Origin of the sequence: Enterococcus sp. AZ103 (genome assembly GCF_051714685.1) — a bacterium.
Taxonomy (GTDB): Bacteria; Bacillota; Bacilli; order Lactobacillales; family Enterococcaceae; genus Enterococcus_A; species Enterococcus_A alishanensis.
In genome coordinates, this window is record NZ_JBIOSI010000001.1 from 32,381 (window position 1) to 58,634 (window position 26,254).

Annotated in this window: 22 protein-coding genes; 5 read left to right on the forward strand and 17 right to left on the reverse strand. The window is 36.5% G+C overall.

Translation table 11 applies throughout. The features are described from left to right. Positions 1-303 precede the first annotated feature (303 nt). The 6 genes from manA to ID741_RS00230 form a co-directional block, all read right to left on the reverse strand. Positions 304-1,254, reverse strand: a complete 951-nt coding sequence (gene manA, locus ID741_RS00205; RefSeq protein WP_438720428.1) for a mannose-6-phosphate isomerase, class I — start codon at positions 1,252-1,254, stop codon at positions 304-306. A 7-nt stretch (positions 1,255-1,261) separates the two neighbouring features. Next, a complete protein-coding gene (locus ID741_RS00210; protein ID WP_438718686.1) occupies positions 1,262-2,281 on the reverse strand; it encodes a serine hydrolase domain-containing protein in 1,020 nt (339 codons plus the stop codon). A gap of 40 nt (positions 2,282-2,321) precedes the next feature. Further along, a complete protein-coding gene (locus tag ID741_RS00215) occupies positions 2,322-3,152 on the reverse strand; it encodes a VOC family protein (RefSeq protein ID WP_438718687.1) in 831 nt (276 codons plus the stop codon). Positions 3,153-3,283: 131 nt separating this feature from the next. After that, complete coding sequence (locus ID741_RS00220) at positions 3,284-5,140, reverse strand: ABC transporter ATP-binding protein (RefSeq protein WP_438718688.1); 1,857 nt, start codon at positions 5,138-5,140, stop codon at positions 3,284-3,286. Next, positions 5,141-6,865, reverse strand: a complete 1,725-nt coding sequence (locus tag ID741_RS00225) for an ABC transporter ATP-binding protein (RefSeq protein ID WP_438718689.1) — start codon at positions 6,863-6,865, stop codon at positions 5,141-5,143. Continuing rightward, complete coding sequence (locus tag ID741_RS00230) at positions 6,866-7,507, reverse strand: TetR/AcrR family transcriptional regulator (RefSeq protein WP_218324480.1); 642 nt, start codon at positions 7,505-7,507, stop codon at positions 6,866-6,868. It abuts the gene before it with no gap. A gap of 208 nt (positions 7,508-7,715) precedes the next feature. On the opposite strand from ID741_RS00230, the gene ID741_RS00235 reads away from it, so the two are divergent. Then, positions 7,716-8,024, forward strand: coding sequence for a rhodanese-like domain-containing protein (locus ID741_RS00235; protein ID WP_218324479.1), 309 nt, complete (start codon positions 7,716-7,718; stop codon positions 8,022-8,024). 149 nt (positions 8,025-8,173) lie between these two features. Then, positions 8,174-8,794 (forward strand): FMN-dependent NADH-azoreductase, encoded by a 621-nt coding sequence (locus tag ID741_RS00240; RefSeq protein ID WP_438718690.1) that lies wholly within the window; start codon positions 8,174-8,176, stop codon positions 8,792-8,794. A gap of 42 nt (positions 8,795-8,836) precedes the next feature. On the opposite strand, the gene ID741_RS00245 is transcribed toward ID741_RS00240, so the two are convergent. Beyond that, complete coding sequence (locus tag ID741_RS00245) at positions 8,837-10,000, reverse strand: AI-2E family transporter (protein ID WP_218324477.1); 1,164 nt, start codon at positions 9,998-10,000, stop codon at positions 8,837-8,839. Between the two features lie 167 nt (positions 10,001-10,167). On the opposite strand from ID741_RS00245, the gene ID741_RS00250 reads away from it, so the two are divergent. Next, the gene (locus tag ID741_RS00250; protein WP_438718691.1) at positions 10,168-11,181 is read left to right on the forward strand and encodes a lactonase family protein; all 1,014 of its coding nucleotides are present in this window, start codon (positions 10,168-10,170) and stop codon (positions 11,179-11,181) included. A 10-nt stretch (positions 11,182-11,191) separates the two neighbouring features. After that, positions 11,192-11,353 (forward strand): hypothetical protein, encoded by a 162-nt coding sequence (locus ID741_RS00255; protein ID WP_438718692.1) that lies wholly within the window; start codon positions 11,192-11,194, stop codon positions 11,351-11,353. Positions 11,354-11,564: 211 nt separating this feature from the next. On the opposite strand, the gene ID741_RS00260 is transcribed toward ID741_RS00255, so the two are convergent. The 4 genes from ID741_RS00260 to ID741_RS00275 all read right to left on the reverse strand — a co-directional run bounded on the left by ID741_RS00260 (position 11,565) and on the right by ID741_RS00275 (position 17,651). Beyond that, the gene (locus ID741_RS00260; RefSeq protein WP_218324474.1) at positions 11,565-11,990 is read right to left on the reverse strand and encodes a hypothetical protein; all 426 of its coding nucleotides are present in this window, start codon (positions 11,988-11,990) and stop codon (positions 11,565-11,567) included. Positions 11,991-12,091: 101 nt separating this feature from the next. Further along, positions 12,092-14,770, reverse strand: coding sequence for a cation-translocating P-type ATPase (locus ID741_RS00265; protein ID WP_218324473.1), 2,679 nt, complete (start codon positions 14,768-14,770; stop codon positions 12,092-12,094). Positions 14,771-15,013: 243 nt separating this feature from the next. Then, the gene (locus ID741_RS00270) at positions 15,014-15,763 is read right to left on the reverse strand and encodes a tRNA 2-thiocytidine biosynthesis TtcA family protein (RefSeq protein WP_438718693.1); all 750 of its coding nucleotides are present in this window, start codon (positions 15,761-15,763) and stop codon (positions 15,014-15,016) included. 16 nt (positions 15,764-15,779) lie between these two features. Next, positions 15,780-17,651: an LTA synthase family protein gene (locus tag ID741_RS00275; RefSeq protein ID WP_246601345.1), complete on the reverse strand. Its 1,872-nt coding sequence runs from the start codon at positions 17,649-17,651 to the stop codon at positions 15,780-15,782. Positions 17,652-17,794: 143 nt separating this feature from the next. Here ID741_RS00275 and recQ point away from each other — a divergent pair, with 143 nt between their 5' ends. Beyond that, positions 17,795-19,546, forward strand: coding sequence for a DNA helicase RecQ (gene recQ / locus ID741_RS00280; protein ID WP_438718694.1), 1,752 nt, complete (start codon positions 17,795-17,797; stop codon positions 19,544-19,546). A 62-nt stretch (positions 19,547-19,608) separates the two neighbouring features. Here recQ and ID741_RS00285 read toward each other — a convergent pair whose 3' ends face one another. From ID741_RS00285 to ID741_RS00310, 6 genes are all read right to left on the reverse strand, one after another. Continuing rightward, on the reverse strand, positions 19,609-21,009 hold the full coding sequence (locus ID741_RS00285; RefSeq protein WP_438718695.1) for a glutamate decarboxylase: 1,401 nt from the start codon (positions 21,007-21,009) through the stop codon (positions 19,609-19,611). 151 nt (positions 21,010-21,160) lie between these two features. After that, entirely contained in the window at positions 21,161-21,985 is an 825-nt protein-coding gene (nadE, locus tag ID741_RS00290) for an ammonia-dependent NAD(+) synthetase (protein WP_218324469.1), read from the reverse strand. Further along, entirely contained in the window at positions 21,986-23,464 is a 1,479-nt protein-coding gene (locus ID741_RS00295) for a nicotinate phosphoribosyltransferase (RefSeq protein ID WP_438718696.1), read from the reverse strand. 101 nt (positions 23,465-23,565) lie between these two features. Then, on the reverse strand, positions 23,566-23,919 hold the full coding sequence (locus tag ID741_RS00300) for a DUF1827 family protein (protein ID WP_218324467.1): 354 nt from the start codon (positions 23,917-23,919) through the stop codon (positions 23,566-23,568). A gap of 160 nt (positions 23,920-24,079) precedes the next feature. Next, entirely contained in the window at positions 24,080-25,006 is a 927-nt protein-coding gene (gene cysK, locus ID741_RS00305; protein WP_218324466.1) for a cysteine synthase A, read from the reverse strand. A gap of 70 nt (positions 25,007-25,076) precedes the next feature. Beyond that, entirely contained in the window at positions 25,077-26,246 is a 1,170-nt protein-coding gene (locus tag ID741_RS00310) for a pyridoxal phosphate-dependent aminotransferase (RefSeq protein WP_438718697.1), read from the reverse strand. Positions 26,247-26,254: the final 8 nt, after the last annotated feature.

A 26,254-nucleotide genomic window follows, 5' to 3' on the forward strand; every position in this document is an offset into this window, starting at 1 on the left:
CTCACTTAATTATAATAGAAATCAAACAAACCAACAAGATTATTATCTAATTTCCAAACAAAAATCACTTTTTATAACTAATAGTTATAATTAATTAAATTTATTTATTCTATTGACTGTTATATCATCTTTTTAACAGAATTAATTTACTAAATTGATTCTTCACACTTGTGTTTATTTAGCAAAATAAACACAAAAAAAAAGCCAGAGATATTAATAAAAATTACATCTCTTGCTTTAAAAAAATATTATAATATTTTTAAAATAAATTTTAAAATAACAATTATTAAAAATTAGAATTTTTTAATGTTGTGGTGTAGAAGCAATTATTTTGCATTCTCCAGCGATTTTCCAGTCTTTTATTTGGTTTGGTACGATGAAACTGGTTCCCGCATTTAGTTCAAAAGTCTTTCCTTCAACAGTCATTTCGCCGTAACCTTCAATAACGGTCGCTAAAGTGTATAGGCTAGTTTGGCTCAAGTTTAATTCACCCATGATTTGCCATTCATAAATATTGAAGAAATCTGATTCCAAATAAGTAATAATCGCTGAATTACCTTTTTTTACTTCTTTGATCTGTAATTCAGGTGTAGTTGCAGGAACGGTCATAACATCAATGGATTGTTGAATGTGTAATTCACGTAGCTTTCCTTGATCGTCTTTTCGATCATAATCATATACTCGATAAGTTGTGTCAGAACTTTGTTGGGTTTCTAAAATCATGATGCCTTTACCAATCGCATGCATCGTCCCACTAGGAACATAATAAAAATCGCCCGCTTTTACCGGGATTCTGCGTAATAATTGATCCCATTTTTCATCATGAATCATTTCAGCTAATTCTTCTCGAGTTTTTGCATTGTGACCATAAACGATCGATGCACCTGGCTCAGCACTGATAATGTACCAACATTCTGTCTTGCCTAATTCACCTTCATGAGCCATTCCATAAGCATCATCTGGATGAACTTGAACGGATAAATCATCTTCGGCATCTAAGATTTTTGTTAACAAAGGGAACACTTCTCCTGATTGATTACCAAATAATTCTCGTTGATTTTTCCATAGTTGACTGATTTTTTGACCTTTAAACTCGCCATTTTCGACAATGCTTTCTCCATGAGGATGCCCACTAATTGCCCAGTCTTCTCCGATTTTATCGTTGGGTAAATCAAAACCGAAGACAGTGTTTAAACGATTGCCACCCCAAATTTTTTCTTGAAATACAGGTTTTAAGAATAATGGTTCCATAATGTGCTCCTTATTTTTGATAGATTTTTTTTCGTTCTGATAAATAACTAGTAATAATTTCGTCTCGTGCCAAAATATACTTTTCTCGTTCATCAACTGGATGAACACGATTAGATAAAAAGATAAATCCTGACTGATGGTAACTGTCTAACAAAATAAACGTACCGGTATAACCTGTGTGAAATAATAACGGTGCTTGATTTTGATCACTAAACTTTAGATCCCAACCAAGTGAACGCTTTCCCGAAAAATCTGGTGTTTGATCTTGATAGAGTTCCTCAATCGTTTCTCGCTTCAAATAATCTGTTCCAAATGCCAAATACATTTCAACAAATTTGGATAAATCTGTTAAAGAGCTGAATAAACCGGCATTTCCAGCATGCGTTTTAAGTGTTCGCGCTTTAGGATCATGGGTGACGCCTTTTAAGATTTCCCCAGTCACTAATTTTTCAGTTGGTACAAAACGTTTGTCTATATTATTAGGTAAAAAACAGCTTTCTGACATATCAAGAAGTTGCAAGACTTCTGATTGAAAAACATCAGTCACATCTTTTTGAAATATTTCTTCTATTAAAAAACCCAATAAAATCGTTCCAGCATCTGTGTACTGCACTTTTTTTCCTAAATCTTTCCCTGGTTGAAGTTTCAAATAAGCAGCTTGTAATTCTTTGGCCGATAAGCGGTCTCGTTGAGGAATATACGTCTGAATATCTGAAGTATGGGTTAACAAGTGGCGCAAAGTAATCTCAGGATTTTCGAAGTTAGGCAAATATTTTTTTAAAGGTTGATCCCATTCAATTTGCTTTGCTTCATGCAATTGCAGCATCACCGTTAGAGTGCAAACGACTTTTGTTAAAGAGGCTACATCAAATAATAAATCTGCTGTCATTGGCTGTAAAACTGGTGCAATTTGCGAATAGCCCAATGTTTGTTGGAAGGTCGCTTGATCTTCCATAAACTGATAGACTACCCCAGGATAGATTCCTGCTAACATTTTATCCTTAATTAATTCTTGTGTCTCAGGATACATAATTTCACCTTTTCGTTTAAAAAAGAGTGGTTTCCCACTCTTAAAGTTTCCAACTGGTTACAAACCACCATTCAATCCCAATCGGATCATAAATCGTAACAAGTGTTTGTTTTTTATCCGCGAAAAATTCGCGCTTTTCTTTTTCTAAGTTTGCAATTAACGCCACTAGGTTTTCTTGACTGATCTTAAATTGTAAAAAGTCTAGACCTAACACTTTATCAGTCGGTAAATCAATGACACCGCCATCAACTTCGGATAGTCCGACGTTAAAATCACCACGATTAAGTGCCACCACTTTATCAGTTTCTGTCTGAGTTTTTAAGCCCAATACTTCTTCTAGAAATTTTTCTTGTTGGGTTAGGTTGTTAACATTTAAGTGGACTTTATCAAAATAAGCTTCGTGGATTTTTTCTTTATCTGTCGCTTTTTTTAATAATTTTTCAAAGTCAACTTGAATAATTTCAGCAGTCGATCTTTCTTTACTAGGCGCGTAGAAAATTTCCACTTGATTGCCTTCAGGATCTTCTAGTAATAAGCCTTTTTCTTCACCGCTGGCTAAAGCACTTTTTACTTCATAATCATTTTTTTTGATGCGTGCGTAGACATTTGCTAGTTCTTCTTCATTTGGTACAACTAATGAAATACGAGCCAATCTTTTTACTTCTCCAAAATGTTCTTCCGCTCGGGGACTTTCTTCAAGCCATAATATTTCGCGGTAAGGTTCTTTATAACCTAATATCGCTAATTCGTTTTCTTCCCGTAACAAATGAAAACCGATAATATCACGATAAAAATGAATTAATAAGTCACGATTTTTTACTCGAATGGCGATTGTCTTCAACGACATTTCACCTAAATCAAAATTTTCCAATGGATACACCTCATCTCGATTTAATTCTACCGATAGCCTCCTAATACCGCAAGTAATATCTTTCTTCTTTTTACGCTTTTTAAAGCATTTTGTAGAAAAAACCGAACAATCACTAGATTGTCCGGCTTTTTCTATGCAACTTCTTCTGAAAACTGACTATTATATAAATCTGCGTAAAAACCATTCTTTTCCATTAATTCTTCGTGATTACCAGTTTCAACAATCGCTCCATGGTTCATAACGATAATATTGTCAGCATCCCGAATCGTTGAAAGGCGATGTGCGACTACAAAACTTGTTCGTTTTTCTAACAAACGGCTCATAGCTTTTTGGATTAAGATTTCAGTTCGTGTATCAACACTGGAAGTAGCTTCATCTAAAATCAAAACATCCGGATTTGCCAAGAAGGCGCGAGCAATTGTAATCAATTGACGTTGTCCTTGAGAAATGTTGCTAGCTTCTTCGTTTAAGACAGTCTGGTAACCTTCAGGTAATTTACGAACAAATTCATCTACGTGAGCGGCTTTAGCTGACCGAATAATCTGTTCTTCCGTCGCAGTCTCATTACCATAGCGAATATTATCGTAAATTGAACCAGTAAATAGCCAAGTATCTTGTAAAACCATCGAGAAATGACTACGTAATTCATCACGAGAAATATCTCTGGTATCGACACCATCATATTTAATTGATCCATCTTTCACATCATAAAAACGTTCCAATAAATTAATTAAGGTCGTTTTTCCTGCCCCAGTTGGTCCAACAATTGCCACCATTTCTCCTGACTGAACATTTAAATTAAAGTCGGTCATCAATAATTCATCATCCGAATAACCAAACTGTACATGCTCAAATTGGACTTTATAAGGAGAATTTTCTTCTACAGGAATTCCTGATGGATTATTTTCCATTTCTGCTTCGTCTAATACTTCAAAAACCCGTTCCGCTGAAGCGACCGTCGATTGAATTGTGTTCATTAAGTTAGCAATTTGAGTGATCGGTTGTGAAAATTGATTGGTATATTGTAAGAATGCTTGCACATCCCCTAAGGTCATATTTCCGTTTGCAACCTTTATCCCACCTAGGACAGCTACAAAGACATAGCCTAGATTTTTTACAAAATTCATTAGCGGCATCACAATTGCAGAAATAAATTGTGCTTTCCAACCAGATTTATATAAAACTTCATTTTCTTCTTCAAATTTTGCTTGGTCGGCCACTTCATGATTAAAAGTTTTAACCACTGTGTGTCCACCATAAGTTTCTTCTACTTGGTTATTTAGCAGTCCCAAACTCTTTTGCTGACTCGCAAAGTACCGTTGTGATTTAGGTGCTACAATCATTACCACGATTAAACTTAACGGAACAGTTGCCAAAGCTACCAAAGTTAATTGCCATGAAATAGACAGCATCATCGCTAAAACCCCGATGAAGGTTACGACACTTGTAATCATTTGGGTCAAATTTTGTTGCAAAGTGCTGGCAATATTATCCATATCATTGATTGCTCGAGACATGATATCTCCATTTGAATGGGTATCGAAATAAGAAATTGGCACTAGATTCATTTTTTCTTCTAAATCCCGCCGTAATTCGTAAACCGTTCGTTGAGATACACGAGTCATAATAAATTGTTGCATAAAATTGAAAATAGCAGAAATCACATACATGGCAATTACCATCATGATGATCTGTGCAATTTTATCAAAATCAATTGGGAAATTCTTAACTGGAATCCCCATCTTCATTTGCTGATAGCCCTTCATTACTCCTTTAAAAATTTCAGTAGTTGCTTGTCCTAAAATCTTGGGTGTTTGAATTTGAAAGACTACAGCAGCAATTGCCAAAACTAAAACGGCAACAATCGCTACAATGCGATGAGACATATATGAAAACAAACGTTTTACAGTCGACCAAAAGTTTTTTGCTCGTGGCCCTTGTTTGCCGATATTTCCAGCTGGTCCATGACCTCTTCCTGGTTGCGCCATCTATAAGTCCTCCTCTCTCAATTGAGATGAAACAATTTCACGGTAAGTCTCATTAGTTTCCATCAACTCCGCATGCTTACCTTGACCAACCACTTTACCTTCTTCTAAGACTAAAATAGCATCAGCATCCATAACAGTAGAAACTCTTTGGGCTACAATTACAACTATGCTATCGGTGATTTCTTGGTTTAATGCTTTTCGTAAATTGGCATCGGTTTTAAAATCCAAAGCTGAAAATGAATCATCGAAAACATAAACATCCGCTATTTTAACCAAAGCTCGTGCGATGGCTAAACGTTGCCGTTGTCCGCCGGAAAAGTTCCCGCCACCCTGTTCTACTCGAGCATCTAATTGTTTAGGCAGTTTACTAACAAAATCTTTGGCTTGAGCAATTTCTAGTGCTTTCCAAATGGTTTCATCACTTGCATCTGCTACACCATACTGCATATTTTCCCGGATGGTTCCAGAAAATAGAACCGCTTTTTGTGGAACAAAACCAATCAGCTCTCGTAGATCATGTTGTTTCATCTCACTAATTGATACGCCATTCAAACGAATCTCACCAGATTCAATATCTAATAAGCGGGGAATTAAATTAATCAAGGTTGTTTTCCCAGAACCAGTTCCCCCGATAATCGCCACTGTTTCGCCAGCTTTAGCTTTAAAATGAACATCTTCCAAAGCCAAATTTTCAGCCCCGTTATAGCGATAATTCACATGATCAAAGACCAATGTCGTTTGATCACCCGCAGCTTCAATCGCTTTCGGTACTGTTGGATCAAGAATCTTATCTTTTGCATCCAATACTTCATTTATCCGATCAGCTGAAGCTTGTGCTCTAGGCACCATAATGAAAATCATAGATAGCATCATAAAGCTCATTAAAATTTGCATGGCATAAGTCATAAAGGCAATTAAATTACCAACTTCTAAAGTTTGTTCAGCAATATAATGTCCGCCGAACCAAGTAATGGCGATATTGGTACCACTCATAATTAATGTCATTAACGGCATCATTAAAGCAACAATGGTATTTACTTTAATGGCGGTATTCGTGTAGTCCAAGTTGGCATTGTTAAAACGGTTTTCTTCATATTTTGTTTTATCAAAAGCCCGAATCACTCGAACACCAGTTAGTCCTTCACGAAAAACCAAATTCAAACGGTCAGTTTTCTTTTGCATACTTTTAAATAAAGGAACTGCCAAAAACATAATAATACCGACAACAACTAACATAATAGGAATAACTACAAAAAATATTTTTGTTAGTTGTGCGTCTTTTTGATAGGCTAAAAAGCTAGCACCGACTAACATAATCGGTGCATTAATCATAATCCTTAAAAACATCTGTGTGACCATCTGTACTTGTGTCACATCATTGGTCGTTCTGGTAATCAATGAAGCAGTTCCGAAAGAATCAAATTCTCGATTAGAAAATCTTTCAACTTTTGCGTAAACGTCACTTCTTAATTGTTTCCCTAATTTTTGTGATTCTCGCGTAGCAAAATAAGTATTCCCCACTGCAGCTAAAATACCTAAAAGAGAAATTCCGATCATCACAAAACCAGTGTGCCAGATATAATCAATGTCTCCTTTAGCTACACCATTATCAATAATATTTGATGTTAGTGTCGGTAAATACAAATCAGCAATAACTTGGAAAAACATAAATAAAATTGCTAGAATCGCCGCACTATAAGAAACACGTTTTAATAATTTCAGCATTTACTCTCCGTCCTTTCGATAGGCACCATCTCGCAGCCACGACAAACCTAGCTTGAGATTGGTGACAATTTGTTCAATTGGATAATCTGGATTTTTCATACGTTCATGATAGCCTTGACCGATTGTAGTAAAAAACATATTCATTAGATAGCGGATTAAGACTGCTAACTGTTCATCGTTTTCAACTTTTAAAGGTTTTTTATTAATGATTAAGAGCAATTCAGGAATGACTTTATGTTGATGAGTACGCTGTGATTGCCCCTCAGTCACTTTACGGCTGGCACGATAATCCATATGTAAAAATAAATTGCGATAAAAAGCCGCATCCTTGCCATTGAATAAATCAGAAATAAACGCCGAAAAATAATGATCATAACCAGTAAATAAATCACCATCAGCTGCTTTAATTGCAGCAATTAGTTCTTCACTACGGTCTTTTCTTAATTGATCAAAATAATAAAAATATAAATCTTCTTTATCTTCAAAATATTGATAGAAACTTCCTCGTGGCACCTCTGCCAAGCGAATAATTTCGGCTATCGAAGCATCTTTTAATGGGTGCTTCGAAAATTCAATTTTAGCGGCCTCTAATATTCGGTCGCGCTTTTCTTGATTTAAGCGAAAAAAAGTATCTTTGGGCATAAAAAAACTCCTTTTTTAATGACACTCTGTCATGTGACACCATGTCATTATAGCATATCTCATTTTTTTTACAAATATGACGATTTAAACTGAATTGTGTTAGTTTAGTAACGTTTTCCTAAAATTTTCTGAGAGCAACTTTAATCGCTTGATATAAATCTTGATTCATATTATTATCCAAACATATCAAAAAAAAGAGGTTATCGTTATGTTGCACACAATTACAACTCAAGAATTTAAAACTCTAGTAGATACTGCTAACGTGGCAGTAATTGATCTACGTGATCCAGATTTATTGGAACCAGAAGCATTAAATGAATTTAACAATAGTTTACAAATTTCATTTACCGAATTACCAAGTCGAATAAATGAATTAGACAAAGAAAAAACTTACTATTTGATCAGCCAATTTGGTGGACGGACTAAACCGATCGCTCAATATTTAAGTGAAAAAGGATTTGATGTTGTCAATGTTATTGGTGGCGTCAATGCCTATCATCAAGCTGTATTGGTCTAAAACAATTACAGATTATGACGTAATGCCTAGGCATTTGTCATGATCTTTTTTTATATTTTGATTTACTTACTTTTTATCAGACAAATAAATTGTTTTTTGTCATTTTTTTATGTATCATTTACGAGTAATGAAAAAAAGGAGTGTATTAGATGTCAAACGTATTAGTAATTAAAGCTCACCCATTAACCAAAGACGAGTCACAATCAGTGGCTGTTTTGGATACATTTTTAACGGAGTATGAAGCAAAAAATCCATCTGACGTAATTGAGGTAGTCGATTTATATGATACAAACCTACCAGAAATCGATAAGGATATTTTATTAGGCTGGCGTGTTTTACAAGCTGGTGCTGATTTCACTAGTTTATCCGCTACACAACAAGAAAAAATTGCGACATTTAACAGCTTTACCGAACAATTTTTAGCTGCTGACAAAATCGTGATTGCCAATGGTATGTGGAACTTAAACATCCCAACCCGCTTAAAAGCTTGGTTTGATACGGTCAATGTAGCTGGTAAAACTTTCAAATATACTGCTGAAGGACCAGTTGGTTTAGTTGAAAATAAAAAAGCCCTACACATTCAATCTAGTGGTGGCGTGTATGGCGGAGAAGATTTCTCTTCATCATATATTAAACATATTCTAGCCTTCATCGGGGTAACTGATTTTGAAGCGATTTACATCGAAGGTGCGGATTACAATCCAGACGACCGTGAAGCTATCATGGCGGCAGCAAAAGATGCTGCAAAACAATTAGCAGATACATTTTAATCAACAAAAAAACGTCGCTAGCCTAAGCTAACGACGTTTTTCTTATTCTTGTTCTGCTTGTGAATCATCATCTGTATATAAGCCAGAAATACGTTTATACCAATCAAAAATATGGATCGCAATAACTTTAATTACTGCATAAAATGGAATACCTAAAATCACACCGGCAATCCCAAATATTTTCCCAGCCGTTAATAAAACAAACATAATCGTGACTGGATGAATCTTTAATTGTGTCCCTAAAACTAACGGTGATACAATTCGTCCTTCAATCGTCTGCTCAATAATAAAGACCACAATTACTTTGACTAACATCAGCGGACTGGTTACTAATGCCAGAAAGACAACCGGCACCATCGCCAAGAATGATCCTAAATAAGGAATCAGGTTTAAAAATCCTGCCAAAACGCCTAAAGTAATAGCATAGTTTAAACCAATAATTGAAAATCCTGTCACAAACATAACCGCCACCGCAAAAGCCACCGTCAACTGTCCTCTAATATAAGACGAAAGTTGACTATTCATTTCAACTAACACTTTACCTGTTGGTTTGCGCATCTTTGTTGGTAAAAATGAGATTAGATATGGTGCTAGGTCTTTGCCATCTTTTAATAAGAAGAATAAAATAATCGGCGCAGTAATTAGCGCTATAACAATGGTTGCTACTGTCGAAACAACACTGCCTAAGCCTTTGATCGTAACCTGAGAAATATTTTTAGTGATGTCCGTCACTGATTCAAGAATTTTTTGAGCGCTATTTTCTAGATGCTCTTGGATCGGTTTAAAAGCTGGATCTTTAAAAATCTGATCGGCTTTAGCTGTTAAAGTATCAATGTACCCTGGTAAGCTTTGAATAAACAAACGGACTTGCTGTTGAATCTCGGGAATAATGACCACAATCCCCCAAATAATCAAACCAACTACTAAAATAAAAAGTAATATAATGCTGTAGGTTCGCTTAAGTCCCTTTTTCTCTAATAAATTAACTATTGGATTCATTAAATAAAATAAGATCCCCGCGATTACTACCGGCAAACCGACTATCGCAAAGAATTGCCCCACTGGTTCAAACAAATAGGAAACTTTAGTAAATACAAAAATAATAGTTAGTAAAAGTAATACGATAATTAAAGCGATCACTACTTGATTATTTAAAAACCATTTCCAAAACCACGATGTTCGTTGACTTAATTTTTTCTTGTCCAATCTCACCACTCCTGTATCAAACTCTTTAAAACTTTATTGAATTTGCGTAATTTTCACGAATAAATTTTGTTTTATTAATCAATCTCTTGCCATTAATTATAGCATAAACTATTTGAAATACTGAGATATCTGGTACAATAAAAAGAGCAAATTAGAGGAGGCATTTTATGATACAAAAAGTATTGTTAGGCACTTATACCCGTAAAGATAGTAAAGGCATTTATGAAATAGACCTAGACACTGATAAAAAAACACTGACTAATTTAAAATTGGTCGCAGCCGAAAATAGTCCAACCTATTTAACAAAGAGTCTGGCAAATAACCTTTATTCTGTCACTACCGTTCAAGAAAAAGGTGGTGCTTCAGCTTATGATCCACAAAATAATTTCATCAATGCTGTTACTGAAGATGGTGCTCCCTTGTGCTACGTGGCCGTTGATGAAAAAAGACAACTTCTTTACGGCTCTAATTATCACAAAGGTGAATTAAATTCTTACAAAATTGAGAAAGATGGCAGTCTTACAGCAGCTGATCATGTCTTCCATCAAGAAGCTGTTGGTCCCCATCAAAACCAAGACCATGCCCATGTGCACTACAGTGACTTAGCGCCAGATGGTCGACTAGTTGTCTGTGACTTGGGAACTGACGGTGTCTACACCTATGATGTTACTGATGATGGCAAATTTTCGTTAGTTTCCCTTTTCAAAGCTGAACCAGGTACTGGACCTCGTCATTTAGTTTTCCATCCAACTTTATCGATTGCTTATTTATTTGGTGAATTAAATAATACTGTCCGAGTTTTAACTTATGAGAATGGCGTTTTTACTGAAATAGAAAGTCTTTCTACTTTACCAGCTGATTTTAATGGCGATAGTAGCGGGGCAGCGATTCGTATCTCACAAGACGGTCATTTTTTATATACTTCAAATCGCGGACATGACTCAATTGCTGTAATGACGATTGATCCTAATGGAAAAAATTTGGCTACTATTCAAATCATTTCCAGCGAAGGAGCTATCCCGAGAGATTTCAACTTAGATCCAACAGATGAATTTTTAGTCTGTGGGCATCAAAACAGCGATAATTTAACCTTATTTTCTCGTGATAAAAACACTGGTTTACTGAGCTTATTAGAAAAAGACGTTTACGCACCAGAAGTTGTTTGTGTTTATTTCGATTAGGAGGAAAACAATGAACCGCGAAGAAGTCATAGAGCGTTTAAAAGAAGAATTAGAAATCCCATTATTCAATGGAAAAATCGAAGAAAAAAATTACAGTGAAGAAGAATATCAGAAGATCAAAAAAGATTTAACTGATTATTTCGATAACTATGTTAGAAATGTAGAAAATTAAATTATTTTAAAATCTTGGGTCGTTGATCCAAGATTTTTTTGTAAAAAAAAGACCACCGGTGGTTAGTCGGTGGAAAGGAGTTGATTACCTAATAGTAATGAAAAAGAAAAGGGTTGTTATTGGTATGAATGAATCATATCATCAATTCTAATTTCAGTATTTAAAATAACATTATAATTAAATTAAAAAACCTTTGTTGTCATAACTTAATTTATTTTAATAACAAATTAGTAATTTTTTGAATCACTTTGTATAAAGTATCTGTAGCTAAATCTTGCACTTTTTCAGCTTCGTTAAAGGCATCAACGTTCACTTCTCCAGCTAAACTGTCAGTCATCGCTTGGCAACCGTTAACATATTTCTCATATGCTTTTTCGAATGTTTTATGATTTCCCATGACTTTTGCAGGTGGCTTTAATAACTTAATTTTTTCGAAATTTAAACGATAAAATTGCGTTCCTTCGTCAAAAAGTTCATGAATTTCTTTAATGTGGGCTTGATCTAAGTCAGCTAGTTTATCCTCATCAATTGCTAAGCGGATTTCTTCATAGCTAGGGTGTAATTGTTCTCCCATTTTTTCTGTATTTTGAATAATCTGATTTATTTCCCTTGCATAAAAACCTTTATTTGGACGCATCAAGACTTCCTCTCTTTCTTGTAAACTATATCTATTTTACGTTTTTTTATTAACAAATGCAAAAAAAAATAAGGGAAAACTAATTCCCTTATTTTCATTGACTAAGCATCCTTATTAGTAGCTCTTTGAACCGCCTTAACAATTTCCACAATCGGAATAATTGCAAAGGATGCACCAATCACAATTCCCCATTGATACAAGTCAAGATGGGCTACCCTGAAGATATCATTTAATCCTGGCACGATGATAATAACCATCATTAAAGCAAATGAAAGTAAAATCGCCCAGTTAAAGGCTTTGTTTCTAAATGGCCCCACTTTAAAGATACTTTGATGCACAGATTTCACATTAAAAGCATGGAATAGCTGCATCAAACCTAAAGTTGCAAAAGCCATCGTCAAGGCATCAGAATGAATGGCATCATAAGTTGCATGGACCGGCCATTGAATAGCTGACCAATAAACAAATAATACTGTAGCACCTTCTAAAATCCCTTGGTAGATAATACTTGAAAAGACTCCGCCGGAAAACAAGTTAGAATTCCGTCCCCGTGGTTTGTGGGACATTAGGTCTTTTTCAGCTGGCTCCATTCCCAAAGCAATCGCTGGGAAGGTATCTGTTACTAAGTTAATCCATAATAAGTGAATCGGCAATAAAGTGTCCCAGCCAAACAATGTAGCTAAGAACAACGTCAAAACTTCACCTAAATTGGCAGCTAATAGATATTGAACTGATTTTTGGATGTTTGAGAAGACTTTCCGACCTTCTTCAACTGCAACAACAATTGTCGCAAAGTTATCATCAGCTAGGACCATGTCAGAAGCACCTTTAGAAACTTCTGTCCCCGTGATACCCATACCAATCCCAATATCAGCTTGTTTTAGAGCAGGTGCATCATTGACGCCGTCTCCGGTCATCGCTACAACCTTGCCTTCATGTTGCCAAGCTTTCACGATACGAACTTTATGTTCTGGAGAAACCCGTGCATAAACTGAATAATTGCCAACTTTCTCAGCAAATTCATTGTCGCTCATTTCATTTAATTCAGCTCCAGTTAATACTGCAGCGTCATCACCAGCCGCGATAATGCCTAAACGAACCGCAATCGCTTCAGCCGTATCTCGGTGGTCTCCGGTAATCATAATTGGACGAACACCCGCATCTTTAGCCACACGCACTGCTTCAGCTGCTTCGGCTCTTTCTGGGTCAATCATACCGACTAAACCAGCAAAAATTAAATCATTTTCGATAATTTCTGATTCTAATTCAGCAGGAACTTGGTCAATATATTTATAAGCCATTCCTAAAACACGTAAGGCTTGTTTCGCCATATCCGTGTTGTTTGTTAAAATATCATTTTTTTCTTTTTCGCCTAGAGGAAGAACTTCTCCATTTAATAAAACGCGATCTGCGCGAGTTAATAAGACATCTGGTGCCCCTTTAACTGCGACTAAAATCTTACCGTCAGCTTGTTGATGCAAAGTGCTCATGAGTTTACGATCTGAATCGAAAGGAATTTCTGCCAAACGAGGTTCAGCTTTTACTTTTTCACGAACATCAAATTGATTGTTTAAACCAAATTGGACCAACGCTGTTTCGGTTGGGTCACCGATCAATGTGCCTTCTTGGGTAAATTTAGAATCGTTGGCGTAGTTCATGATTTTCATACCCATGCTATCAACTGGTAATTCGCCATCAGCATCATACTGATGATTATCAACATACAATTTTTCAACTGTCATTTGATTTAAAGTTAAGGTACCTGTTTTATCAGAAGCAATAATGTCAGTTGAACCCAATGTTTCAACCGCTGGCAATTTACGAATGACTGAATTCCGTTTGGCCATTACTTGCGTTCCTAAAGCTAAAATAATCGTTACAATCGCTGGTAAACCTTCTGGAATTGCCGCAACTGCTAGTGAAATAGAGGTTAACAACATATCCACCCAAGAAGTATTGTTGAAGACTATCCCAACGAAAAACATAATCACCGCAATAATAATAATTGCAAGCGTTAAAAACTTCCCTAGTTGATTCAAGTTAGTTTTTAATGGTGTTTCTGTTTCATCAGCTTGAGCTAACATACCGGCAATTTTTCCGACTTCGGTGTTCATTCCAGTATTAACAACCACACCTTTACCACGACCATAAGTTACATTTGAATTTGAATAAGCCATGTTGACCCGATCACCAATTCCGATTTCAGTATCATCAATTATGCCTAATTCTTTTTCAACTGGTACAGATTCTCCTGTTAAAGCTGCTTCTTCAATTTTTAATGAAGCGACTTCTAGTAAACGTAAATCCGCTGGTACCACATCACCAGCTTCTAGCATCACGATATCACCTGGTACTAAGTCAGTTGATTTAATCGAAGCGATATGATCGTCTCGTAAAACATTGGCATTTGGCGTCGACATTTCTCGCAACGCTTCGATGGCTTGTTCGGCTTTTGATTCTTGCACCACACCCATCACCGCATTAATGATAACTACTGCTAAAATAATAATTGAATCGACTACTTCATGCGAAACAACGGCTGAAATAATGGCTGCAACGATCAATACTACAATCATCAAATCTTTAAATTGCTCAAAGAATCGAGCGAATAGACTTTTCTTTTCACCTTCATCCAATTCGTTTGAACCATACTCAGCTAATCTTTTTTGAGCTTCAGCTGAAGATAATCCTTCGTCTGTCGTCTGCACCTCAGCTAACACTTGTTCTTCGGCTTCAGCATGGAAAGCTTTGATTAATTGTTGCTTTCTTTCTTCTGACAATGTTTTTCCCCCTGTTATTGTGTATTGATTCATTTGGTGTAACAAAAAAAGACTCCTGTATGCATACGGGCACATACACAAGTCTCACTATTTAAGACAACACCAGAAATTTCGTTTCTTGTTGGTGGCATTGCCACAGATATACATCTGCCAGTTACTCCCTCATGAATAATCTTTGTTAGTATATCATAAGAAACAACTTTTATTCAATCATCTCTCAAAGGAATTTATGATTACTTTGATTTAAATATGACTCTTTGTCCAAAAATCTGCAGCTGTTCCTTGCTCTATCCCCATGATAAATTTTTGCCGAATATCGGGATAAGTTTTTGACAGATTTGTTACCAGTTCTTTGATTTCTTCTCGTTTGGTTTGTTTATCTACCGGACAAGGGTTGAAAATAACCGGTAAGTCCTCTCTTTCAACGTAGCGAATAATTGATTTTTCTTCCACATAAATCATTGGTCGGATCAAAGTGACCCCCGTTTTTGACAAATAACTTTTTGGTTCAAAGCTATTCATTTTGCCGTGGAATAAAAAGTTCATCAAATAAGTTTCAATCGCATCATCTAAATGATGACCTAAAGCCACTTTTTGGCAGCCTAATTCTGCAGCTCGTCGATATAAAATGCCGCGCCGCAATTTTGCACACAGTGAACAAGGGGATTTTTCAGCCCGAATATCAAAAACAATCTTTGCAATATCCGTCGGGATTACTTCTAATTCATAGCCTAAATCAGCGACAAATTCTCTAAGAGGAGAAATATCAAAGTCTTCAAAGCCTAAATCCATACTAATTGGCACCAATTCAAAAGAGAAACCTAGCCTATTTTGTTTGGCAATCTGATCCAAAAAATAAAACAAACTGGTACTATCTTTTCCGCCGCTTAAGCCTACTGCTACTTTATCACCAGCGGCTATCATTTCGTGATTTAAAATACCACGGCGAATCGGATTAAAAAATATTTGATTGTCTTTTTTGCTAAATGACATAGGTTTTCTCCTTCTATTAATTATTGGTCCTAAAAAAGTTTTCTGCTAAACTATATTGTTTGCCAGCAACGATGTCGTATTGAATCAATTGATACGCTTGATAAATTTCTTCTTGGCTTTGATTCAAACTTTTTTCTGTGCGGAAACTCCCATTACGATAATACATTTGTTTTTCAAAGGCTGGCATAATTTCTTGCATCTGTAACAGTAATTGTTGAAAGCCGCTAGTTGGTAATTGTGCTTGCTGAAATAAATCCGCCGCAAAATAAAATGGGCTAGTAACGACATCTTGTTGATTTTCTAATTGATGGCGGTTATCATACATCAAAAATTCTGTCTCATGAAGGGTTGTTCCTTCATTTTCCGCTTGCAACTCCTCTGAATAAATCCCTGGTAAATGATCTCCCCAGAAAACCACCAATGTTCGCCGATCAAGCTGATCGACTTTGTTTAAAAATTCATTTAAAGCTTCGCTACTGTAAGCAATATCTTGCAAATAATTATTTACAGCGTCAGTATCTTCACCGATTGCGGTATAAGGACTATTCGCATATTTGTTACTGTAAGGCATGTGCGTCTGCATCGTCACTAGATGGACAAATTGTGGATCATCAGTTTGATTTAGAATTTCCATAATTTGCTGATAAGCCGCTTCATCAGAAATATAGGGATTATCTTCGATTGTATCAGTGAAATCCATCGTATTTTCATCTAAAAATTGATCAAACCCAAACGATTGATAAACACTTTTACGTTTATACATGGATGTATTATAAGGATGAATCGCAGTAGTGTCATAACCTTCTTCTGATAATGTATTTACGATTGATGGAAACTCCGTAAAATTTGGAACCAACATTGTATAAGGCGTCGTCATTTGAGCATTAAACATTTCCATTGAAAAACCCGTCAAAGCTTCAAATTCAATATTTGCAGTACCGCCGCCATAGTTTTGCGATAACATTTGACCACTATAAGTCTTGTTAGCCACACTACGATAATCAGCTAGTGGATCTCCGCCTTCAATTGTGATACCCTTCAAGCGACTCGTGTCAGAAAAGCTCTCACTCATAACATAAATAATGTTCGGGCTATCTTCCTGATTTTCACTTTTGGTTTGTTCGGTTGTATATTTTTCAACAATCTCTTTGATGGTAGCTTCAGAATAATTATCTGGTTGATCCATTGGAATAATCTCTAGATTATATAAAAAACCACCAATAAAACCCGTATTATAATAATTCATCTTTTGACTGTACGGAATCCACAAAGCCGTTTTATTATAAGCTTGCCGCAACAAATTACTTGGTTGATTAAAATTGCTGGCATAAATTAAACCAGCAAAACTAATTACAAATAATAGCCCACGAAAAATTTGGAAACTTCTTTTTTTCTTAAAGCTACGGTAAATACTGTAAATTATTAAGCCAGCACCAGCTATTAGCAACAGGACAAATCCTAAGAATAAAGGCCAACCTGCAATATCTTTTAAAGTAGCGAATTCAACAATCATCTTTAAATCATCGGGATATAACGGTTCTTGCCGATATTGCATCTTTAAGGCATCCACAATCCCAATCCCAAAAATCAAGAGACTGTAAAATAAACCACCATAAACTAATGAACCTAATACACTGCTAATGAAACCCCATAAAAAGAATAACACTAAGCAGGCTAAAAAGAATTTTTCTGTATGCCATGAAAAAGCAAAATTAAACGCCAAACTTAATGACCAAGAATTCTGTGCCAATTGTAAAAATAAATTGGAGCCGACTATTAATAAAAAGATACTTAACACGATAACTGCAATTTTTAGTGGCTTTTTTTGCCACCATTTGATAACGAAATTTCTTAACGAAATCATTTTTTTATTTTTTAAAAAGTTCATTCTATTCCCACCTATAAAAAATAGTGTAGCGAGATTCAGAATAAATGTAAAGGCGATTTTGATTCCTTAAAAAAACATTCAAGGAAGACCTTTTTCTTCACAGCTTTTTGCGTATAATATTAATGATAGGAAATGAGGCTATTATGGAAAATTTACTAACATTACTTGAAAAAACTTTTGGTTACACCAGCTTTAGACCTGGGCAATTAAATATTATTGAAAAAATTCTAGCTAAAGAGCCTGTTTTGGGAATTATGCCGACTGGTGGTGGCAAATCGATTTGTTACCAGCTTCCTGCTTTGGCCTTGCCGGGTGTGACTTTGGTCGTTTCCCCTTTGATTGCTTTAATGAAGGATCAAGTTGATAGTTTACAAGAAATGGGCGTTCCAGCAGCTTTTATTAATAGTAGTTTAAATTATCAAGAAGTCCAAAATCGGATGCGTCAAGCCCGCAATGGCGAATTAAAATTACTTTACGTGGCACCTGAACGACTAGAATCAGAATCTTTCCAGCTACTGCTAGAAAGTTTGCCGATTGATTTAGTAGCGATTGACGAGGCTCACTGTATTTCACAATGGGGACATGATTTTCGTCCCAGCTATTTACGCATCCCTGAATTATTACAAGGATTACCGAAAACTGCTACAGTTGTTGCTTTAACAGCTACTGCTACGCCAAAAGTTGCTGAAGATATCTGTCAGTTATTAGCTATCTCACCAAATAATCGTGTTCAAACCGGTTTTGCCCGCGAAAATTTGGCTTTTCAAGTAGTCAAAGAACCAAAGGATATTTATTTACGGGAATACTTAAAATTAAATAGTGGACAATCAGGTATCATTTACGCCGCCACCCGCAAAGAAGTTGACCGCTTATATTATATTTTGAAAGACGCCAAATTTTCGGTGGGACGTTATCATGGTGGCCTGTCAGAAAAAGAGCGGACAGCCAATCAAGAGGCTTTCTTATTTGATGACATTCAAGTAATGATTGCTACTAATGCTTTTGGGATGGGGATTAACAAAAGTAATGTTCGCTTTGTGATTCATGATCAGATTCCAGGTAATTTAGAATCTTATTATCAAGAAGCCGGACGGGCTGGACGAGATGGCTTACCCAGTGAAGCAATTTTATTATTTGCTCCCCAAGATTTACAAGTGCAAAAATTCTTTATTGATCAGTCCCAAGGCACAACTGAATATCAGCAGCAAGAATATTTAAAGCTCCGCGAAATGGAACAATATGGTCATACTCAAAATTGCTTGCAAAAATACATCCTCCATTATTTTGGAGAAGAAAGTGGCGATTGTGATCGTTGTAGTAATTGTCTAGATCAACGGGAGAAAGTCGACGTCACTTTAGAAGCACAAAAAATCCTCTCTTGCATCAAACGAATGGGAGAACGATTTGGTAAAGCTCTCGTCGCACAAGTCTTAAACGGCTCAAAAAATCAAAAAGTTTTGCAATGGCATTTTGAAGAGTTATCGACTTATGGTTTGATGAAGGATTGGTCGCAAAAAGATCTAACTCAATTAATAGATTATTTATCAGCTGAAGGTTACTTAGTGGCCTCAGACGGACAATTTCCCGTTTTGAAATTATCAGAAAGCGGCGTAAGTGTCTTAAAAGGTCAGCAAAAAGTCTATCGGCGCCAAGCCCAAGTTAAACAGTTAGTAGCAGATGATGCCTTGTTTGAAGCACTCCGTGGCTTGCGCTCTGATTTGGCGCAGCAGCAAAAATTACCGCCATATATGATTTTTTCCGATAAAACATTACAGGAAATGGCTGAAAAACAACCCCAAAATTCATTAGAGTTCCTAGCAATCAATGGTGTGGGGCAAAATAAATTAGATAAATATGGTGCAGACTTCATCGCGTTAATAAATGAATCAGCATAAAAAAACTTTGATCCACAGTCCAATGAGTCTGTTGATCAAAGTTTTTTATGATTATTGAATTTTTAATGGGTGAAGCCATATTTTTTTACTTCGGTTTTTTCATGATATACCAAATGGGCTTGATTCAAGTCAGCGATAGCTTGTTGCATATCTTGAATATAATCAGCTACCATATTCATCCCGAAATCTCCCCGCACCACAATCCGTTGAATCACTGTTTGATCTAGATTTTTTGGCAACGGATAGGCAGGAACTTGCCAGCCCTTCATCAATAAGCGATCCGATAAATCATAAAGGGTCCACTCTTTATCAAAATCAGCTTTTAACTTGTAACAAACCAATGGCAGTTGTGAACCGTCATTAATAATTTCAAATAAACCTGTTTCTTCAATTGCTTTGGCTAAATAAACGGCTACGTCATGGGTTCTTTGATGGATTGCTTGATATCCTTCAAAGCCGTAACGAATAAAATTATAATATTGACCGATTAGTTGCGCGGCACTGTGGGAAAAATTAATCGCCATCGTCGGCATTTCGCCTCCTAAATAGCTAACTTTAAAGATCAATTCTTCTGGCAAATACTGTTGATCTCGCCAAATGACCCAGCCAACCCCAGGATAAACCAAACCATATTTATGACCTGAAGCATTGATGGAAATGACATTGTTTAATTGAAAATCCCAAATTAAATTCGGTTCAACAAAAGGTGCGTAAAAACCGCCAGAAGCTGCGTCCACATGAATGAATACTTTGTAGTCAGTTGTTTGATTGTATTGTTCGACCAAATCATTCAAGGCTTGAATATCATCATATCGCCCAGTATAAGTAATCCCCAAAATGCCCACAATCCCAATCGTATACTCATCCACATAATCCATGACCTTGTCTAGATTAATCGACATATGGTCTTGATCCATCGGCACTTCTCGCATTTCAATATCCCAATAGACACAGAATTTTTCCCAGCAAACTTGATAACCTGATGAAATCACCAAATTAGGTTTCTGCGCATGCATATCTAAGCCTAATTTTTCAGCCCGTTTACGCCAAGAAAATTTCATCGCCATGCCGCCAAGCATGCTTGCTTCCGAAGAACCAATCGTAGATGTACCCATAAATTTCTCATCATTGCCTGCATGCCACAAATCTGCAATCATGTTGACACATCGATTTTCTATTTCCGCCGTTCGAGGATATTCTGATTTATCGATGACATTTTTTTCCAATGTTTGACTCATTAGCTCCACAGCTTCTGGTTCCATATAGGTTTGGCAAAAAGTCGCAAGATTTAAACGAGCGTTGCCCTCATCCAGCATTTCATCTTTAACCAATTGATAGGCTATCCGCGGCTCAATCGACTCTTTATTTAATTTATATTTAGGCAAATCCATCTTTTCATCTTTTGAACCAAAAATAGGCTCTAAATAATCTGCTTCTTCTCGATTTTCTTTTCCGTATAACATAAAAAAGCCTCCTTAATCATCTAAAAATTATATTTAATATGTACAAACTCAGCTATCTTAATTGTTTCACGTTCCCTCTTTTTATGCAATTCATATGTAAAACAAAAAATAGACAAAGAAGCATCCACTCTTCCTTGTCTATCATTCAAATCTATTTCCAAAAATCATCAAAAATTGTAATTGGCAAATGACGTTTATGTTGCGTCTTGTTCCACCAGTTTTCAATTTTTGTTTGAGCGTCAGTCGATATTTCACGACCTTCTAAATAATCATCAATATCATCATAAGTCACACCTAAAGCGACTTCATCCGCTACTAATGGTTTGCCATCTTCTAAATCAGCTGTTGGTACTTTTAGATAAATTGCTTCATCGGCACCCAATTCTTTTAACAACATTTTTCCTTGGCGTTTATTTAAACGGAACAAAGGTAAAATATCCGCGCCACCATCACCGTATTTAGTAAAGAAGCCAGTAATATTTTCAGCCGCATGATCGGTCCCAATCACAGCACCATTGTTTTCGCCAGCCACGGCATATTGAGTAATCATTCTTTGGCGAGCTTTCATGTTGCCTTTATTGAAATCAGAAATAGTCAAATCATTTTCTTCAATCGCTGCCACTTGGGCATCAACTGCGCCTTTGATATTGACGCTTAAACTCACATCCGGTTGAATAAAGTTTAATGCCCGAGTCGCATCTGCTTCATCTGCTTGTTCGCCATAAGGTAAACGAATCGCGATAAATTGATAACTAGCGTCACCGGTTTCCGCCCGCATTTCTTCCATCGCTAACTGTGCTAGACGACCAGCCAATGAAGAATCTTGTCCCCCACTAATGCCTAATACAAAGCTTTTTAAGAAAGGATATTTTTTCAAATAACTTTTTAAAAAATCAATACTTTTACGAATTTCTGCTGAGGCATCAATTTCTGGTGAGACCCCTAATTCTTGAATAATTTCTGCTTGTAAGCTCATTTAATCATTCCTTTGCTGCTGCATTTTTGACACTTGTTTGCGAACCTCATCGATGATTTTGTTCTTGTGATTCCAACAATCAGTCGAAAGATCGACAGGATATTTTTGGGGATTCAAATCACGTTTGTATTCATCCCAAAGAGAATCTAGACGTTTCGCTGAAGAGGCTTTAATCTCTTCTAACGATGGTAAATCATAAACAAGTGCACCGTCAACATAAATATCTTGCAAGATTGGTCGTGCAGTAAAGTCCTTAACTGTCTTGTTGATGTAAGGATAGACCGGATGAAACATGAAGATTTCCGCTTCTTCTGGTGGATATTCATCCCACAATGTCACATAGTCTCCTTGTGATTTATGATCAGAATTTCGTGTGATGCGCCAGACTTGTTTCTTTCCAGGGGTCGTTACTTTTTCAGCATTGCTAGACAATTTGATGGTATCGATCATCTTGCCTTCTTTATTTTCAATTGAAACTAATTTAAATACCGCACCCAATGCTGGTTGATCATAAGCGGTAATTAGTTTTGTGCCAACACCCCAGACATCAATCTTGGCGTGTTGCATTTTTAAGTTCAATATTGTGCTTTCATCTAAATCATTAGAAGCATAAATTTTTGCTTCAGTGAAGCCCGCCTCATCTAATTGTTGGCGTACTCGCTTAGAAATGTAGGCCATATCTCCGCTATCAATTCTGACTCCTTGGAAATTAATTTTGTCGCCCATTTCCTTAGCAACTTTTATCGCATTTGGGACACCAGAATTTAACGTATCATAAGTATCAACTAAGAAAACACAATTTTTATGGGTTTGCGCATAAGCTTTAAAGGCTTCATAATCATTTCCATAAGATTGCACTAGTGCATGAGCATGGGTACCACTATCTGGAATACCAAATATTTTCCCTGCCCGTACATTACTAGTAGCGTCTGCGCCACCAATATAAGCCGCTCTAGTTCCCCAGATAGCTGCATCTAATTCTTGCGCCCGGCGAGTACCAAATTCTAGTAAAGGATCGTCACCAATGACTGATTTAATTCGGGCAGCTTTTGTCGCAATCAACGTCTGGAAATTAACAATATTTAACAGCGCCGTTTCAACTAACTGACATTGAACTAAAGGACCTTCCACTTGAATAATCGGTTCATTATCAAAGACCAATTCACCCTCCACCGCCGAACGAACGGTACAAGCAAATTTAAAATTCCGTAGATACTCAATAAACTCAGTCGGATAATTTTCAATTTCTGCCAAATAAGCTAAATCACTCTCGCTGAAAGTCAACTGCTCTAAATAATCTACTAATCTTTCCAAACCGGCAAAAATTGCGTAGCCATTATCAAAAGGCATATTTCGGAAATAACATTCGAAGACTGCATTTAAGTTTGCCCGTCCCGTTTCCCAATAAGTTTTCATCATATTGATTTGATAAAGATCGGTATGCAAGGTCAAACTATCGTCTTCATATCGTTTAGTCATAAATAGGCTCCTTTTTGGTATTAAAAACTAATATGTCCATAGTATAACAAAAAAGGTGCCTAGAGACTAATTATCTTTGTCTCGGCACCATAAAATTTTGCTTATTTGTAGTAATAAGTGATCGAGATGATATCTTTGTAATCACTCTTTGGTCTAACACCCGCAGCCAACATTTGTTTCTTATAACCAACATTGACAGTGACATCTTCACGTCCAACTTTTAACAAACGATGAATAATCGTATCGACATCTTCATGTCGTATTTTTCTGTTTTTGTTGGCTAATAGTAATTCTATGCGATCAAATCGATCTAAATAGATGATTTTTGTACGATCATAAGCGTATAGTTTATAGACTTTCACAGCTGTTTCTTTTTCAAAAGCAAACTTGGAAATATTGGGATACATTGACTCAAAATCAAGATTGCTTTTTATTGGTGTTTCAATTAATTTCATACATTTCTCCCCTTTTCATTTTTGTTGTAAACGTTTTTTCTATGTAATCTAAATTAATTTTAACATATAAAAAAACATTTTTCTTTAGATTTGCTCATATTTTTTCCAAAAAATCAAAAAAAACCAGCGAACTCAATCGCTGGCTACGCATTAGTCAACTTTAATCAAAGTCGTATAAGGCTGTAGATAAATAACGCTCACCGTTATCTGGAATGACAGTTAACACTTTTTTACCTTTGCCTAGTTTTTTAGCAACTTCAACCGCGGCAGCAACTGCGGCACCACTAGAAATCCCACCTAGAATACCTTCTTTAGTTGCAATATCTCGTCCCATTTGAATCGCTTGATCGCTATCAATCTGAACAATTCCTTGGTAGATTTCTGTATCCAGCACACTAGGAATGAATCCAGCAGAGATTCCTTGAATTTTATGGGGGCTATGTTGTCCGCCTGATAAAACAGGAGATTCAGTCGCTTCAACTGCATAGATTTCAATATTTGGATTAGCAGCTTTTAAGACTTCACCTACGCCAGTAATCGTGCCACCAGTTCCGACACCAGCAACAAAAGCATCTAAGCCATCATTGCCAAAAGCTTCCAGAATTTCTTTACCAGTCGCTTGACGATGAATCTCTGGATTAGCTAAGTTATCAAATTGCATTGGTAAGAACCAGCCATTTTTTTCAGCCAGTTCTTCCGCTTTGGCAATCGCGCCCTTCATTCCTTCAGCACCTGGCGTTAAAATTAATTCAGCACCATAAGCTTGAATCAAGCGGCGGCGTTCCACTGAAAATGTGTCTGGTAAAACAATCACCACTTTGTACCCTTTGGCAGCACCGACAAAAGCCAGACCGACACCGGTATTTCCAGAAGTTGGTTCGATAATTGTGCCACCTGGTTGTAGCTTGCCATCTTTTTCTGCTTGCTCAACCATTGCTTTGGCAATCCGGTCTTTAACAGATCCACCAGGATTGAAAAATTCAACTTTTGCATAAACGTCAGCTGCACCTTCAGGAACCACTCGGTTTAATTTTACAATCGGTGTTTCGCCTGTTAGATCTAAAATATTATCTACTACTTTTACCATGAACATTCTCCTTTTTTGTTTAATATTCTTTAATATTATGCTAGAAAACTAGCAATGTAAAAAAATCTGTTTAGGAATTAAATAATTCTAATGCGGCAATTCTCTTTACCGCTTCAATTAGACGCGGTTCTTCAATCGTTAAGCCTACCCGTACATAGCCTTCACCTTGTTCTCCAAAACCATTACCCGCCGCCACAGCGACACTGGCTTTTTCCAACAATAAATCCGCAAATGCTTCACTAGTATAACCTTCAGCCACTGGCATCCAACAATAAAAGGCACCGCTAGACGGATATGCCTGCCAACCAATTTTTTCAGCAGCTTGAATAAATGTCTGACGCCGTTTGCGATAAGTTTCAACTAACGCCGCGATGTCTTTTCCATCGCCCTGTAAAGCTGTCGCGCCTGCCACTTGCAACGCTGGGAAAATACCTACAAACAAATGATCTTGTAATAAATTAATCGCAGCAATTAATTCTTTGTTTCCTACTGCAAAGGCTACCCGCCAACCAGCCATGTTAAAGGTTTTTGATAAGGTATAAAATTCTATTCCCACATCTTTCGCACCCTCAGTCGTCATAAAACTAATGGGTGGTGTGATACCATCACCTAACGCACCGTAAGCAAAATCATGAACCACTTGAAAATCATTTTCTATTGCGACTTTGACCGTCTCTGCAAAAAATTCAGGTGTGGCTTGAGCACCAGTAGGATTATTCGGATAGTTTAAATACAGCAATTTAGCAGCAGCTAGAATTTTTTCATCTACTTGGCTGTAATCTGGTAAATAGCCATTCTCAGGTTTTAAAGGCAGTAATTCCTTTTTTGCTCTTGCTAATTCAGTACCCGATAAATAATCAGGATACCCCGGATCCGGTAATAATAAGGTATCTCCCGGCTCCATCACAGCTAGAGGTAATTCGACTAAACCAATTTTGCTACCACCTAAAACAGCAATCTCTGTTTCAGGATCTAAAGTCACGCCATAATTTTTTTGGTAAAAATCAGCACAGGCTTGCTTATAAATATGATTACCGCGAAATTGAGAATACTTATGGTTATCAGGCTCCGCCACAGCTTGTTGTAGCGCTTCAATAATATAGCGAGGCGTAGGTAAATCTGGATTTCCTTGACCTAGATTAATCACATCATGACCTGCCGCGATTTTTTGATTTACTTTAGCCACTAATTGAGCAAAAAACTGATCAGGCAAACTCTTTAAAATAGAAGAAAATGGCATCTACATTC